The sequence below is a fragment of the Pseudomonas triticicola genome, from assembly GCF_019145375.1.
GTDB classification, from domain to species: domain Bacteria; phylum Pseudomonadota; class Gammaproteobacteria; order Pseudomonadales; family Pseudomonadaceae; genus Aquipseudomonas; species Aquipseudomonas triticicola.
The window spans coordinates 4,224,720-4,240,213 of the sequence record NZ_JAHSTX010000001.1; the positions used below are offsets into that span (position 1 = coordinate 4,224,720).

Here is a 15,494-nt window from a genome sequence, read left to right on the forward strand (position 1 = left end):
CTAACGTGCGCCTGGGTGTATTTGCCTGTATGAGACGTGATTGTCGGTGCAGAGTTCAGGTGTCGGATTGAGCGTAGTTCGGTTCGGCATGAGCGATTGAAGATTTTCAGTGTCTGCCCGGGCGCTTTCGCGAGCGGGCTCCCACAGGGCAATGCATTCCATTGTGGGAGCAAGCCCGCTCGCGAATGGCGCAAAGCGCCGCCATGCTCAGGTATTGGCTGGCGGTTTGCGCAACAGGCTGAACGCCATCGCTGCGAGAAACACCACACTGAGCAGCAACACCGCCCACAAGCCGAACTTCTTCCAGTTAGTCCCGGCCACCGCAGCCGTCGTCGTCGTTGAGGTTTGCGTGGCCACTGCTTCGTCCTGCACCGTCGCCTTGCCCAGGCTCGCCAGCTTTTCTGGCTTGAAGTCCGGAATCAACGTTGCCAGCGGCAGGTTCGCCGTTTTCACCGTGGCATTGCCCAAGGCCAGGCTGTACGGCCCTTCGCCCCGGGCGAGGAAGATCACTTGCGTGGCGCGCACCGCATATTTCAGGTCCGGCGCCTGCTCACCCAACCCGCCGCCGCGCTCATCCACGGTCAGCTTGAGTTGCTGCACGGTCTGCCCGGACAGCGGGATTTCGTTCTGCACCACGTCCTGATTGTTCTGGCTCAGGCGATACAGCAAACCGCTGCTCAGCGTCTGCCACGGCAAGTTGCTCTCCCTCCGGCCGGCCAACGTGACTGGCGCCAGACTGTTCGGCTGTTTCAGCTCAACCTGCACCCGCTCGACATTCAGCCCCATCGGCAACTGCCAGGTGTATTCCCCGGATTTGCTGCTGCTGCCGGCCACGCTGGGCGACCACACCAAAGGCAGCGGCAGGTCGCGCGGGTCGCTGCTCTTCAATTGCGCCGACGTCAGGACGGGCGCCGAACCCGGCGACTCCCACAACAGGCGCACATAGCGCGCGGTCTGCCCCGGCAGGGTCACTTCGTGCTGTTCGATGCGCTCATCGGAAAAGGTCAGCCGTGCCACTTGGCCCTCGCCCCATGACTGCCAGTGCTGCAGATCGTCGCTGGCCTCGATGCTGAAACGCTGGAAACCGTCGCGCTCGCTGGTCCAGTCGAGGATCAACTGCTGCAACGGTGCCTTGATCGCACTGGCATCAAGCAGCCAGCCGCGCAGCACTTCTTCGCCCGCCTCCAGTTGCGAGGACGGTTGCACTTCGACCAGCGTGCCGTTGGTGGTCGACTGCACGCGCACGTTCGGCGCACGTTCGCTGGCGTCAGCGGCGTTGTACAGCGGGAACCACTTGACCTCGTGCAGCTTGCCGTCGTCACGGGTCTGCGCCGACTCGCGAGCCAAGGCGTAGGCCTGCGCTTCGCCGGCGGCGTTGAACACACGCAAATCGCTGAGATCGGTCTGGCGCGCCTGCAATTGCGCGCTCAGCGGCAGGTCGAGGCGATACCACGGGCCATTGCCGCTCACCGTCAACGGCACTTGCGTGGCGAAGTCCGCCGGTTTTTCCTGAGCGCCGGCGACCATCACCACGCCCAGCGCCAACCACCCCAGATTCAGCATGCGACTCAAGATGCAACTCCTTCGGTTTCCGGCGCGGGTTTGTCCGCCGCCGGTTCAGCCTCGACGCGCTTGGGTGGCAGCGGCGCGAAGTAGCCCACCACCAGCAGCAATACGCCGACACCGATAAACGAGACGATCCGGGCGAGGCCGCCACGGTTGCTCAGTTCGACAAAAATCAGTTTGGCCACCACCAGCGCAATCAGCGCCGCGCCGATCAGCCACACTTCGCGGCGATGACGCAGATGGCCGCCGATCATCAGCCCCAGCGCCATCAACGTCCAGACGATCGACAGGCCGGCCTGCACCAGCATCGACGCGAGCAGTTGATCAAGCTCGAACGGGATGCCGGCCCAGTGATGCGCCGCGCGGGTGACCAGCGCGGTGCAGAAGGCGAACAGCGAAACCCCGGCGATCAGTTGCGTGGCGTGGTCGGCATGATCCTGACGGATCGACAACTGCGCAACGGCGCTGCGCGACCAGACATAAACGCCGAACAGCGCAAACAGCAGCCCCAGCTCCAATGGGTTGAGCAGCGGCACGTAAGGCAACGGTTCGGCATTGCCATCGCTGACGCCATTGGCCAGCCAGAACCACGCCAGCATCAGCACCGCCAGCGGTGCCGCCGCATACAAGCGGTACTCGCGGGCAAACGCGGCCACCGGCCACGGCCACGTTCGGGGAGCAGCCATCAGCAACAGATAGAGGCTCGGCAGAATCGCCCAACCCAACCAGCGCCAGGCATTGTATTGCTCGGACAACAGCAGCAGGCCGTAACGCAACTCCAGCGCCAGCACGCCAATCAGCAGCCAGCAACCGAGCACATGGGCCACGCTCAATGCGCGCGCCGGCAACATGGACCCCAAGCGGCGCAGGCTGAAGAAGTGCACCACGAACAGCGCCGGCCACGCCAGCCAGCCGAAGTCGGCGGCCGGGTGGTAGCGCGAATGCCAAGCGCCGAGCAAAACCAGCGCCGCCGCCGGAATCAGTGAGGTGCAGAGCAACCCCAGCGCCGGCCATTTCAAGCGCAGTGACAAAATCGTCCACAGCGCCACACTGATCGCAGCGACCAGCAGCAACAATGTGCCTTGCAGGTTCGGCGAGGCGAAACGCAGGATTTCGCTGACCCACGCCAGCGTCCACCAACCGGCGCCCCAGACCAGCAGCACTTGCGACAAGCGCTGCAAACTCAAGGCATCAAAAGCCGTGGCATGGTTGCCCAATTGCAAGCGCCACGCACCGATCAGCGCGGCCAGCCCCAGCACCAGCGGTGTCCAGAAGCCGCCATGGGCCAATGGTTGCAATCCTTCGCTAGACAACGGCCCGAGCCATTCGGGGCCGGCGAGCAGAAACGCCGCGCCGCCGACCACCTGCAACAGCAGCCCGAAAACGAAACTCAGACGCTGTTGCAGGTACAGGCTCAGCCAGATGATCAGCAAACCGCTGGCCGCCCACACTGCACTCGCAGTTTGCCACGGCAGCACGAACAGCACCGCCAGATTGATCAGCACCAAGCCGGCCAGCAGCACCACCGACAAGCCGCGCAGCAGGCGCACATCGCCGCGCACCATCTCGTCCCGCGCCGCCAGCAGCATGCCGCCAATCAAGGCCAGACCGATCAAGGACGCACTGAGCAAACCGCTCCAGCCAGCGCTGAACACCGCCGCCGAATCTTCGCCTGCCGTTTGCAGGCGCAACAGAAATAACGCGCCGCCCAGCAACTGCACGGCGAATGCGGTGAACAGGAATGTGCGTGATTGAATCCGCAAGCCGACAAACAACGTTGCCAAACCCGCCAAGGCCCAACTGATCGCCGTGCCCTGGATGAACAGGAACAACGGCGCCAGCAAATACAGGAACGTCAGGCCCAGACACGCCAGCACTGGCAGGCCTTGCCTTTCCCACGGCGATGTCTGCTCGGGCGTAGCCTTGCGCAGTTGGAAGAAACTGAACAGCAGCGCGGCGCCAAGCATCAGCGCGCCCAGCGGTGCGCCGTCGAGCAGGCTGCTCTCGCCGGGCTGCAACTGGCTGAGAAACGCCAGTGCCGAACCCAGTTGCAGCAGTAAGGCAAAGGCCCGGGCAAACGGTCGACGCTGACGCAACCCGAGCCAGAAAATTCCCGCGCCTTCCACGGCCCACGCCGCAGAAGTCCAGCGCGCATCCAGCCCCAGCGGAATCGCCAGGCTGGCGAAAATCACTCCCAGCGCCAGGCAGGTTTCGCCCAGCAGCATCGCGCGCCCGCCCATCAAAACTTTGGCCAGCGCCATATAGATCATGCCCAGCGCCAACGCACTGAACGCCGCCGCAAATTCGAGGTGCTGGACCAAGGCGAACTGCAAACCGAAGCCAATGATCGGCGGGCCGAACAGCATGGTGCCGTCGACGTAATCACCCTTGCGTGCAGACCATTGCAGCAGCGCCTCGCGATCAGCCTCCGCCGGGGCATCAGGCAGGTCGCGCAATTTGCGCCGGGCGAACAGCAGGCCGATGGCGAGGTACATGAGGAAAAACACAATCAGGAACGGCTCGGTGCTCCACAGCAGTTCCGGCGTGTATGAACGCAGACCCCAGGCGAAACCGATACCGAAGGTGCCGACGAAGCCGATAAGGTTGAGCAGGCGCCAGGCCTTGAACCAGGCGATAGCAAGAATGCCGGCGTTGAGCAGAGCGAAATAGCTGAACAGTGCGACGTGATTGCCTTCGCCGGTAGAAGTGAGAATCGGCGCGGCGAAACCACCGAGTGCCGCCGCTGCCGCCAGCCCCAGCGCGTCCTGGGTAATTGCCAGAATGGCCGAGAACACCGTCACCGCGACCAGCAAACCGAGTGCAGCGGACGGATCAAGCAACGGATGCAGACGCATCGCCGCAAACACCGTCAGGTACAACACCGCGATCCCGGTGCCTTGCAGCATCAATGCATAGTTGCTGTTGCGTCGGCGCAACCACCAGCCCAGCGCAAGCAGAGCCAACGCCGCTGCCGCGACGCCGGCGTACCGCAACTCGATCGGCACCACCATGCCTTCGGTGGCGTAACGCAGTAAAAATGCCAGACCGAAAAACAGCAGCACCACACCGACGCGCAGCACTGTATTGCCGCCAAACAGCCAGTTGCGCGCAGCGCTGATGCCGCGTTCGATCAGGTTCGGGCCACGGGGGTGGGCAGGTTGTTGTGGCGGTGCAGCAGGAGCCGGTTCGGCGCGCCAGACATCGGCGGGCAGCGGCTGGCTGGTTTCGCGGACGACGGCGGAAATCGGTTCGAGTTCGGGAGGCAGTTCCCAGATCAGTTCAGGGGTCAGGGCAGCCTGCTCAGCCATGTCGACAGGTTCGGCGACTGGCTCGGTTTCAGGTGACGGCGCAGGCGCATGCGAGGGCGAACCCTCCAGCACAAACAGCCGCTGAGCCACGCCTTGCAAGGCTTCGCGCACCTGCTCGAGTTGACGCTGTTGCTCCGCCGCCTGCGAGCCAAGGCGCGCAATGCGCAGCGCCTGGCCGATGACCAGCCCCAGCAGCGCACCCAACAGCGCGCCACTGAACGACTCGTCGAGCAGTCCACCGAGCACCAGCCCGATCAACATGAACATCCATTGCATGGTCGATATCCCTAAGCAGCCCCGGGGCGGGGCGAGTCCGGCGATGGCTTCAGTCTAGGCAGAAACCGTGTGGGAGCGAGCCTGCTCGCGAAGGCGGATTGTCAGCCAACATTTCTGTTTAAGTCGACGATCGCTTCGCGAGCAGGCTCGCTCCCACAGGGTAAGGCCGTGATTGATGCCTTTTAACCGGCGCTCAGTATATCGATCCGGCCCAACAAACGTTGGGCCTTGAGCAGATTTGTCGGGGAAAGTTACTCCAGCGCTTTCCAGATATCCGTGGCGTACTCGCGAATCGTCCGGTCGGAAGAGAACCAGCCCATCCGCGAGGTGTTGAGCACCGCCGAACGCCACCAGTTCTGCGAGTCATGCCAGTGCGCATCGACACGCTTCTGCGCTTCCCAATAGGAGTCGAAATCGGCGCAGACCAGGAAGCGGTCATAGTCGATCAGCGAGTCGATCAGGCCGGTGTAACGAGAGGTATCGTCCGGCGAGAACACACCGCTGCGAATCGCTTGCAGCACATCGTTCAAACGATGGGAGGCGGCGATGTCGGGTACGGCGCTGAACTCGTGGTTCTGCTTGCGCGCCTCAACCTGTTGCGCACTGAGACCGAAGATGAACATGTGCTCGGCACCGATGCGCTCGCACATTTCCACGTTGGCACCGTCGAGGGTGCCGATGGTCAGCGCGCCGTTGAGGCCGAACTTCATGTTACTGGTGCCCGACGCCTCGAAACCGGCGGTGGAAATCTGCTCGGACAAGTCCGCCGCCGGGATGATGCTCTCGGCCAGGCTGACGTTGTAATTGGGCAGGAACACCACCTTCAGCAGGCCGCGCACGGTCGGGTCGTTGTTCACCACCCGAGCGATGTCGTTGGTCAGCTTGATGATCAGCTTGGCCTGGTGATAACTCGCCGCCGCTTTACCGGCGAAGATCTTCACCCGTGGCACCCAGTCGACTTCCGGCTCGGCACGAATCGCCTGGTACAGCGCCACGGTATGCATCAGATTGAGCAACTGACGCTTGTATTCGTGAATACGTTTGACCTGCACGTCGAACATCGCTGCCGGGTTGACCGCGATCCCGAGGCGCTCGTGAATCAGATAGGCCAGCGCCTTCTTGCTGTGCAAACGCTGATCGGCGAAGGCTTTGCGGAACGCGGTTTTCTCGGCGAACGGCTCGAGTTCGAGCAGGCGCTCTTCAGGATGATCAAGCAGGTCCGGGCCGAGGGCATCGACCAGCATCGAAGTCAGTTCCGGGTTGGCCTGATACAGCCAGCGGCGGAAGGTGATGCCGTTGGTTTTGTTGTTGATCCGCTCCGGGTAGAGCTTGTGCAGTTCGGCGAATACGGTTTTGCGCATCAGTTGCGTATGCAGACCGGACACGCCGTTGACGCTGTGCGAGCCGAGGAACGCGAGGTTGCCCATGCGCACCCGGCGGCCGTTGTCTTCTTCGATCAGCGACACCGCGCGCAACACGTCGAAGTCATGAATGCCCTTGGCCCGCAACGAATCGATGTGCTGCGCGTTGATCAGATAAATGATCTGCATGTGCCGTGGCAGCATGCGTTCCATCAGCCCGACCGGCCAGGTTTCCAGCGCTTCCGGCAGCAGCGTGTGGTTGGTGTACGACAGAGTGTCGACGGTTACTTGCCATGCTGCGTCCCACGCGACGTCGTAGACGTCGACCAGTTGGCGCATCAGTTCTGCCACGGCGATTGACGGGTGAGTGTCGTTGAGCTGGATCGCCGCGTGATCACCCAGGGTCAGCACCGAGGTGTGCATGTTGCGATGACGGCGCAGCAGATCCTGCAGCGAAGCGGCGACGAAGAAGTATTCCTGACGCAGGCGCAGTTCTTGCCCGGCTTCGGTGCTGTCGGCCGGATAAAGGACGCGGGAGATACTTTCGGCGCGAGCCACTTCCGCCACGGCGCCCAGGTGGTCACCGGCGTTGAAGCGTTCCAGGTGCAGATCTTCCATGGCGCGGGCACGCCACAGACGCAGAGTGTTGACACTCGCCCCGCGCCAGCCGACCACTGGCGTGTCATAGGCAATTGCGCGCACGGTTTCCGCCGGCGACCAGACCTGACGAGTCTTGCCGGAGGCATCGGTGACGGTTTCGACGCTGCCGCCGAAGCCGATCGGGTACGCCACTTCCGGCCGTTCGAATTCCCAAGGGTTGCCGAAATCCAGCCAGTGTTCGGTCTGCTCCTGTTGCCAGCCATCGACGATCGCCTGACGGAACAAGCCGTGTTCATAACGAATGCCATAGCCATGGCCGGCGATGCCAAGGGTCGACATGCTTTCCATGAAGCACGCCGCGAGACGACCGAGGCCGCCGTTGCCCAGAGCCGCATCGGGCTCCAGCAGACGAATGCGTTCCAGATCGACGCCCAATTCGGTCAACGCTTCACGGGCGACGTCGAGCAGGCCGAGGTTGCTCAGGCTGTCGTAGAGCAAACGGCCGATGAGAAATTCCAGCGAGAGGTAATACACCCGCTTCTGGCCTTTGCGATAGATCTGTCGGGTGTGGTCCATCCAGTGTTCGACCATGTGATCACGCGCAGCCAGGGCGATGGCTTCGAACCAGTCATGGTCGAAGGCGTGATCGGGGTCTTTGCCCACGGCGTAGGTGAGTTTGGTCAGGACGGCGTCGCGGAATGCGGCCACCTCTGCTTCGCGAACTAGTGGTTCTTGAGTCATCAACAGGACCTCGAGCGAGCGGGAATTTTCTGAGCCTAGACGGTCTGACCGGCGCTAACGGCTCTGGTTCGGCAGTATTTGCGCGGACTGTGCGCCAGTGCGACATAACCCTGGCGGATGAGCCAATGAATGCAGGGGCCGTGCCGTCCTGTCGGGCAAAATGCGGCCGCTGCGAAAATATCCGGCGAAAGGTTGTTCAAAATTCCACCGCTCCCGGTATGATCGCGCGCCCTGATGCATACACGCCTGGTAACTCCCGATGATGAAGCCCAACCTGATCGCCGCCGCCGAGATTGATCGTCTCGATACGTGGGCCAAATATTCGGCACCGATGTGCGGCTCGTGCATGTCCAGCTGCTGCACGCTGCCGGTCGAAGTGAAGATCAAGGATCTGGTGCGCATCGGCGTGGTCGACGAGTTCGAACTGGGCGATCCGCCAAAGAACATCGCCAAGCGCCTGCAAAAGGAAGGTCTGGTCGAGCGCTTCAATCAAAAGTCGGGAATCTTCACCCTGCAGCGCATGAGCAACAACGACTGCTATTACCTGGATCGTAAAACCCGCTTGTGCACCATTTATGACAAGCGCCCGGACACTTGCCGCAACCACCCGAAGATCGGCCCGCGGCCGGGGTATTGCGCTTATAAGCCGAAAGAAGTCGAGCGGGTGCAGAATTTCCGGGCCATCGACAAATTTTGATCGCTGGTGAGGTTTTCGGCGGCTGATCGGCCGCTTTCGCGAGCAGGCTCGCTCCCACAATAGAGATCAGTGAACACAGATTTTGTGTGCACCCTAAATCCCCTGTGGGAGCGAGCCTGCTCGCGAAAGGGCCAGTGCAAACACTGCATAAACCCCAGACAAACAAAAACGCCCCCGGTCTCGCGACCGGGGGCGTTTTCTATTCCAGGGCTGGATTACGCCTTGGCTTTCTTCGCAGCGCGGGTACGCTCGCTTTCGTCGAGGATCTTCTTGCGAAGACGGATCGACTTAGGCGTAACTTCGCACAGCTCGTCTTCCTGGATGTATTCCAGAGCCTGTTCCAGGGTGAAGCGAACAGGTGGGACCAGAGCGATGGTTTCGTCTTTACCCGAAGCACGCATGTTGTCGAGCTTCTTGCCTTTGGTTGGGTTGACACCCAGGTCGTTGTCGCGGCTGTTCTGACCAACGATCTGACCGTTGTAGATCTCCTGGCCGTGTTCTACGAACAGCTTGCCACGAGCCTGCAGGGTTTCCAGCGAGTAGGTCAGAGCCTTGCCGGTTTCAACCGAAACCAGAACGCCGTTCTGACGGCCGGACATGTGGCCCGACTTCACTGGAGCGTAACGGTCGAAGATCGAGGTCAGGATGCCAGCACCGTTGGTCAGGGTCAGGAACTGGTTACGGAAACCGATCAGACCGCGAGCAGGGATGTTGTATTCCAGACGAACACGGCCCTTGCCATCCGGCACCATGTTGCTCAGGTCGCCCTTACGCAGACCCATCTCTTCCATGACCTTGCCCTGCGATTCTTCAGGGATGTCGATGGTGACGTTTTCGAACGGTTCCTGCTTCACGCCGTCAACTTCACGGATGATCACTTCAGGACGGCCCAGGGCCAGCTCGAAACCTTCGCGACGCATGGTTTCGATCAGTACCGAGAGGTGCAGCTCACCACGGCCGGAAACCTTGAACTTGTCAGCCGAGTCGCCTTCTTCAACGCGCAGTGCAACGTTGTACAGCAGCTCTTTGTCCAGACGATCCTTGATGTTACGGGAGGTCACGAACTTGCCTTCTTTACCGCAGAATGGCGAGTCGTTTACCTGGAAGGTCATGGAAACGGTTGGCTCGTCAACGGTCAGCGGCTTCATCGCCTCGACGGTGTTGATGTCGCACAGAGTGTCGGAGATGAACAGCTCGTCGAAGCCGCTGATGCAGACGATGTCGCCGGCAGCTGCTTCGTCAACGTCGATGCGGTGCAGACCGTGGTGACCCATCAGCTTCAGGATACGACCGTTGCGACGCTTGCCGTCGGCGCTGATAGCGACAACCGGGGTGTTCGGCTTGACGCGACCGCGAGCGATACGGCCAACACCGATAACACCCAGGAAGCTGTTGTAGTCCAGAGCGGAGATCTGCATCTGGAACGGACCGTCACGGTCAACGGCCGGAGGCGGAACGTGGTCGACTACCGCCTGGTACAGCGGAGTCATGTCTTCCGCCATGGCGGTGTGGTCCAGACCGGCAATACCGTTCAGGGCCGAAGCGTAAACAACCTGGAAGTCCAGTTGTTCTTCGGTAGCACCGAGGTTGTCGAACAGGTCGAAGATCTGATCCAGAACCCAGTCCGGACGCGCGCCTGGACGGTCAACCTTGTTGATCACCACGATTGGACGCAGGCCGGCTTCGAAAGCCTTCTTGGTCACGAAACGGGTTTGCGGCATAGGGCCGTCTTGAGCGTCAACCAGCAGCAGAACGGAGTCGACCATCGACATTACGCGTTCAACTTCGCCGCCGAAGTCGGCGTGGCCCGGGGTGTCCACGATGTTGATGTGGTAGCCGTTCCAGTTGATGGCGGTGTTCTTCGCCAGAATGGTAATACCGCGCTCTTTTTCCTGGTCGTTGGAGTCCATCACGCGCTCGTCGTTGAGCTCGTTGCGCTCCAGGGTGCCGGATTGACGCAGGAGTTTGTCTACCAGGGTGGTTTTACCGTGGTCAACGTGGGCAATGATGGCGATGTTGCGTAGATTTTCGATCACTTGTGTATCTCGATCAGAGGATTCGGTTTGCTGACAAGTCATGGCAGCGATTAGCAGTAGTGTCCGGCATGGCCGTTACAGCTTGACGGCGGTGTCGGGGGGCCGGTGACGCAGGCCACAGGCAAACAGCCCCGGGCACTTAGCTCGGTCGATAAACGCGCACATTGGCATGCCCCTCACTGAGCAAATGGTGGGCATGCAGGCGACTCATCACGCCTTTGTCGCAATACAGCAGGTACTGGCGAGTAGGGTCCAGTTCCTTGAAACGTGCGTTCACTGCATAGAACGGCATCGTCTGTACCTCTATGCCGGCGAGTTCCAGCGGGTCATCCTCGGCGGCATCCGGGTGGCGGATGTCGATGACGATCTGACCGGCCAGCGCTTCGCTGACTTCTTCAATCTGCAAATCCTGGCCCAATTCGTCGATCACCCGATCGATCGGCACCAGTTTGGCGTTGGCGAGCGCACGCTCGAGTACCGCCATGTCGAATTCTTTCTCTTCGTGCTCAACCCGGCCCCGCTTGGCGGCGGTCTTGGGGTTGACCGAAATCACGCCGCAGTATTCCGGCATGTGCCGGGCGAAATCGGCGGTGCCGATCTCGTTGGCGGTGTCGATGATGTCCTGCTTGTGCGCGACGATCAGCGGCCGCAGCACCAGCTTGTCGGTCACGCAGTCGATCACCGACAGGTTCGGCAGCGTCTGGCTCGACACCTGGGAGATCGCTTCACCGGTCACCAGTGCATCGATGTGCAGGCGTTCGGCGATCTCGGACGAGGCGCGCAACATCATACGCTTCAAAACCACGCCCATATGACTGTTATCGACTTTGCCGAGAATTTCGCCCAGCACTTCCTCGAACGGCACACTGACAAATAGCACGCGTTGCGAGCTGCCGTACTTCTTCCAGATGAAGTGCGCGACTTCCATCACGCCCAATTCGTGGGCACGCCCGCCGAGATTGAAGAAGCAGAAGTGCGCCATCAGGCCGCGACGCATGATCTGATAAGCCGCCACGGTCGAATCGAAGCCGCCGGACATCAATACCAGCGTTTGCTCCAACGCGCCGAGCGGATAGCCGCCGATGCCGTTGTGCTGGCTGTGAATCACGAACAACCGTTTGTCGCGAACTTCGATACGGACTTCGATTTGCGGCGCTTTAAGGTCGATTCCGGCCGCACCGCACTCGCGACGCAGCTTGCTGCCAACGTATTTTTCCACGTCCATCGAGCTGAACGCATGCTTGCCTGCGCGCTTGCAGCGGACCGAGAAAATCTTCCCGGCCAGCGCATCGCCGTAGTGCTGTTTGCACTTCTCGGTGATGTCGTCGAAGTCGCCCAGCGGGTACTCGTCGATCTGCAGAAAGTGCGCGATACCCGGCATGCAGGTCAGGCGCTCGCCCATCTCTTTCAAGGCTTTGGGGTCGGTAACGCGGGTTTCCAGCTCGAGATTGTCCCACACGCCGTTCACCACCACGGCCGGGTCCAGGTCACGGAGCACGGTGCGGATGTTCTTGGCCAACTGGCGGATGAATTTCGTCCGGACAGGTCGGCTTTTGATGGTGATCTCGGGGAAGACTTTTACGATAAGTTTCATGAAAACAGCGCGCGAACGGCCAGCCGAAAAAGGGGGGCGCGGATTATAGCGGAAATTGCTCAAGGTTTAACCAGTTAATGTGCAGAAGGTTTTGCGCGCACCAAAACAGGTCATTTATGGAGTTAAGCGCAACATTACGGGGCGGGATTTGTCGATTCAGTAGCCTGCGCACCTTAATAAGCGTGAATTTGGGGCAAAAAACCCATGCTGGGGCACTGGCATGCAATTTGCTCCCTTGTGAGGCAGGTTGCCTTGGCAGAGTATTCGCGCCGGCATCACCATTATTAAGGGCATCCACTACCCGCCCTAATTCACCCGGAGGACACTATGTCGAAGTCGGTTCAACTCATCAAAGATCATGACGTCAAGTGGATTGATCTGCGCTTCACGGACACCAAAGGCACTCAGCACCACGTGACCATGCCGGCTCGCGATGCGCTGGATGACGACTTCTTCGAAGTCGGCAAGATGTTCGACGGCTCCTCCATCTCCGGCTGGAAAGGCATCGAAGCCTCCGACATGATCCTGATGCCGGTCGACGAAACTGCCGTACTCGATCCGTTCACCGAAGACCCAACCCTGATTCTGGTGTGCGACATCATCGAGCCTTCGAGCATGCAGGGCTACGATCGCGACCCACGTGCGATCGCCAAGCGCGCCGAAGAGCACCTGAAAGCCACCGGTATCGGTGACACCGTATTCGCCGGTCCAGAGCCTGAGTTCTTCATCTTTGACTCGGTGAAATTCAAGTCGGACATCTCCGGCTCGATGTTCAAGATCTACTCCGAGCAAGGTTCGTGGATGTCCGACCAGGACATCGAAGGCGGCAACAAGGGTCACCGTCCAGGCGTGAAAGGCGGCTACTTCCCGGTTCCACCGTTCGACCACGACCACGAAATCCGTACCGCCATGTGCAACGCACTGGAAGAGATGGGTCAGTCGGTTGAAGTTCACCACCACGAAGTGGCGACTGCCGGCCAGAACGAAATCGGCGTCAAGTTCAACACCCTGGTGAAGAAAGCTGACGAAGTTCAGACCCTGAAATACGTTGTGCACAACGTTGCCGACGCTTACGGCCGCACCGCGACCTTCATGCCGAAGCCACTGTACGGCGACAACGGTTCGGGCATGCACGTACACATGTCGATCTGGAAAGACGGCAAGAACACCTTCGCAGGTGAAGGCTATGCCGGCCTGTCCGATACCGCTCTGTACTTCATCGGCGGCATCATCAAGCACGGTAAGGCGCTGAACGGCTTCACCAACCCGGCGACCAACTCCTACAAGCGTCTGGTGCCAGGCTTCGAAGCGCCGGTAATGCTGGCCTACTCGGCGCGCAACCGTTCCGCCTCGATCCGTATTCCATACGTGTCGAGCCCGAAAGCCCGCCGTATCGAAGCACGCTTCCCGGATCCGGCTGCCAACCCGTACCTGGCCTTCGCAGCACTGCTGATGGCCGGTCTGGACGGCATCCAGAACAAGATCCACCCAGGCGATGCTGCCGACAAAAACCTGTACGACCTGCCGCCTGAAGAGGCGAAAGAGATTCCACAGGTTTGCGGCAGCCTGAAAGAAGCCCTGGAAGAGCTGGACAAGGGCCGCGCCTTCCTGACCAAGGGCGGCGTGTTCTCCGACGACTTCATCGACGCTTACATCGCGCTGAAATCGGAAGAAGAAATCAAGGTTCGCACCTTCGTACACCCACTGGAATATGAGCTGTACTACAGCTGCTGATCCGGTAGCGCTGCGTAAAGTGGCGTGACACAAGAGGCCTCCTTCGGGAGGCCTTTTTTATTGCCCGGCGCAGCGCATTTTCCGTGTGGGAGCGAGCCCGCTCGCGAAAGCGGTGTGTCATTGAAGATGATGGTGACTGACGCGACGCCTTCGCGAGCAGGCTCGCTCCCACAGGGGATCTGTGGTGTCTGAATGATCTTTGGATGTGTCGCCAGTTGGGCCAACCGCCCCTCCTGTCCTATGCTGCTACCCATCGCTTCCAACCCCGGTCGATTTCATGGGTCGCACGTTTCTCTACATTCTGCTGCTGATCGCCCTGCCCGCCGCCGCGCAGATCTACAAGTACACCGACGCCAACGGCAACACGGCGTACAGCAATCAGCCGCCGGACGGCGTGCAGGCGCAACCGGTCGAGTTGCCACCGCTCAATCGGGTCGAGCCGCAAGCACCGAGTGCGCCGCAGGCACCCACCGCAGAACAACCGCAGCCACCGCGCAACGCCTATGAAATCCTTGAGCTCGCCGGTCTGCCCACTGACGAGGCGCTGCGCGCCAATAACGGCACCTTCACGGTCAATGTTCTGCTCAAGCCGCGCCTGCAACCGCCGCATCAATTAAGGCTGCTGCTCGACGACCAGCCCTATGGCCAGCCGAGCAACGTGCCGGTTCTGCAACTGGTGAATATCGATCGCGGCGAGCATCGCCTGGCCGTGCAAGTGATCGATGGCCAGACTGTCATCCAGCAGAGCCCGCCAGCCGTCTTCACCGTGCAACGGGTGCATACACCATGATCCGCGCGGGGCTGGCACTCATCCTGGCGCTGATGGCGCTGCCCGCCTCGGCGGAGGTCTTTACCTACATCGACGCGCAGGGCAACCGCGTCTACACCGACCAGCCGCGCGCCAACGCCAAGCGAGTGCCGATCGCGACGAGCAATCGCATGGCTGTCCCTGCCAGCACCGCAGCGCCGATCACCACAGCGAAAAAGTCCGCCGAACCAGCGCCCTTTCACTACGACATGCTGCGCATTCTGATCCCGGAGCCTGATGCCACTCTGCGCAGCAGCGCCGGCGAGCTGATCGTCAGCGTCACCAGCGAGCCCGGCCTGCAAAGCGGCCATCGTTATCGCCTGCTGCTGGATGGCAAGGCCACTGGCGAGCCCGGCGTCAGCCCGGTATTTGCGCTGAGCAATATCGATCGCGGCAGCCACAGCCTTTCGATCGAAATCCTCGACGCCGCCGGGCGTACCGTGGAACGCACCGCCAATCAGCCGTTCCACATGCTGCGCATTTCCCTGGCGCAGAAACGTCAGGTCAAACCCTGTGTCGCCGACGATTACGGCGTGCGCCCGGAATGTCCGCTCAAGGACAAACCTGCTGAGCCTAAAAACCCATTCCTGCGCTTCTTTTAACGCCTGCCGGGCATGCGCACCCTATTGGTGCACTAAACTGCATCTCGCCCACAACCCAACCCATTTTGGTTCGAAACTTCCCGTTTGAGCTGGCTTCGTGCCATACAAACGCGCGTCAAACGCCTGTTTCAGGGCTTAAACGCTTCTTTTCGGAGCCTTGGTTTGGTTTTT

At 60.8% G+C, this 15,494-nt stretch carries 9 protein-coding genes; 4 read left to right on the plus strand and 5 right to left on the minus strand.

All coding sequences use genetic code 11. The features are described from left to right. Nucleotides 1–207 precede the first annotated feature (207 nt). From KVG85_RS18605 to KVG85_RS18615, 3 genes are all read right to left on the minus strand, one after another. Complete coding sequence (locus KVG85_RS18605) at nucleotides 208–1,572, minus strand: DUF3999 domain-containing protein (protein WP_217864606.1); 1,365 nt, start codon at nucleotides 1,570–1,572, stop codon at nucleotides 208–210. After that, the gene (locus tag KVG85_RS18610; protein ID WP_217864607.1) at nucleotides 1,569–5,150 is read right to left on the minus strand and encodes a DUF2339 domain-containing protein; all 3,582 of its coding nucleotides are present in this window, start codon (nucleotides 5,148–5,150) and stop codon (nucleotides 1,569–1,571) included. The genes KVG85_RS18605 and KVG85_RS18610 overlap by 4 nt, the downstream gene beginning before the upstream one ends. A 251-nt stretch (nucleotides 5,151–5,401) precedes the next feature. After that, nucleotides 5,402–7,852 carry a glycogen/starch/alpha-glucan phosphorylase gene (locus KVG85_RS18615; RefSeq protein WP_217864608.1) on the minus strand — a complete coding sequence of 817 codons (2,451 nt, stop codon included), beginning with the start codon at nucleotides 7,850–7,852 and terminating at the stop codon, nucleotides 5,402–5,404. Between the two features lie 259 nt (nucleotides 7,853–8,111). Here KVG85_RS18615 and KVG85_RS18620 point away from each other — a divergent pair, with 259 nt between their 5' ends. Then, nucleotides 8,112–8,549 (plus strand): YkgJ family cysteine cluster protein, encoded by a 438-nt coding sequence (locus KVG85_RS18620; protein WP_016772101.1) that lies wholly within the window; start codon nucleotides 8,112–8,114, stop codon nucleotides 8,547–8,549. A gap of 215 nt (nucleotides 8,550–8,764) precedes the next feature. Here KVG85_RS18620 and typA read toward each other — a convergent pair whose 3' ends face one another. Next, a complete protein-coding gene (gene typA, locus KVG85_RS18625; RefSeq protein WP_016772102.1) occupies nucleotides 8,765–10,585 on the minus strand; it encodes a translational GTPase TypA in 1,821 nt (606 codons plus the stop codon). Nucleotides 10,586–10,724: 139 nt separating this feature from the next. Continuing rightward, a complete protein-coding gene (thiI, locus tag KVG85_RS18630; protein ID WP_024011233.1) occupies nucleotides 10,725–12,179 on the minus strand; it encodes a tRNA uracil 4-sulfurtransferase ThiI in 1,455 nt (484 codons plus the stop codon). Between the two features lie 327 nt (nucleotides 12,180–12,506). Here thiI and glnA point away from each other — a divergent pair, with 327 nt between their 5' ends. The 3 genes from glnA (at nucleotide 12,507) to KVG85_RS18645 (ending at nucleotide 15,323) form a co-directional block, all read left to right on the plus strand. Continuing rightward, nucleotides 12,507–13,913: a type I glutamate--ammonia ligase gene (gene glnA / locus KVG85_RS18635; protein ID WP_016772104.1), complete on the plus strand. Its 1,407-nt coding sequence runs from the start codon at nucleotides 12,507–12,509 to the stop codon at nucleotides 13,911–13,913. A gap of 277 nt (nucleotides 13,914–14,190) precedes the next feature. Next, complete coding sequence (locus tag KVG85_RS18640; protein WP_217864609.1) at nucleotides 14,191–14,703, plus strand: DUF4124 domain-containing protein; 513 nt, start codon at nucleotides 14,191–14,193, stop codon at nucleotides 14,701–14,703. Beyond that, nucleotides 14,700–15,323: a DUF4124 domain-containing protein gene (locus KVG85_RS18645; protein ID WP_217864610.1), complete on the plus strand. Its 624-nt coding sequence runs from the start codon at nucleotides 14,700–14,702 to the stop codon at nucleotides 15,321–15,323. Before KVG85_RS18640 ends, KVG85_RS18645 begins: the two co-directional genes overlap by 4 nt. The last annotated feature ends 171 nt before the right edge of the window (nucleotides 15,324–15,494 follow it).

Excerpts from the sequence above, each read along its gene's own strand:
- KVG85_RS18640 (WP_217864609.1), top strand. The coding sequence starts at position 14,191 with ATGGGTCGCACGTTTCTCTACATTCTGCTGCTGATCGCCCTGCCCGCC.
- thiI (WP_024011233.1), bottom strand. The coding sequence starts at position 12,179 with ATGAAACTTATCGTAAAAGTCTTCCCCGAGATCACCATCAAAAGCCGA.
- KVG85_RS18610 (WP_217864607.1), bottom strand. The coding sequence starts at position 5,150 with ATGCAATGGATGTTCATGTTGATCGGGCTGGTGCTCGGTGGACTGCTC.
- glnA (WP_016772104.1), top strand. The coding sequence starts at position 12,507 with ATGTCGAAGTCGGTTCAACTCATCAAAGATCATGACGTCAAGTGGATT.
- KVG85_RS18645 (WP_217864610.1), top strand. The coding sequence starts at position 14,700 with ATGATCCGCGCGGGGCTGGCACTCATCCTGGCGCTGATGGCGCTGCCC.
- KVG85_RS18615 (WP_217864608.1), bottom strand. The coding sequence starts at position 7,852 with ATGACTCAAGAACCACTAGTTCGCGAAGCAGAGGTGGCCGCATTCCGC.
- KVG85_RS18620 (WP_016772101.1), top strand. The coding sequence starts at position 8,112 with ATGATGAAGCCCAACCTGATCGCCGCCGCCGAGATTGATCGTCTCGAT.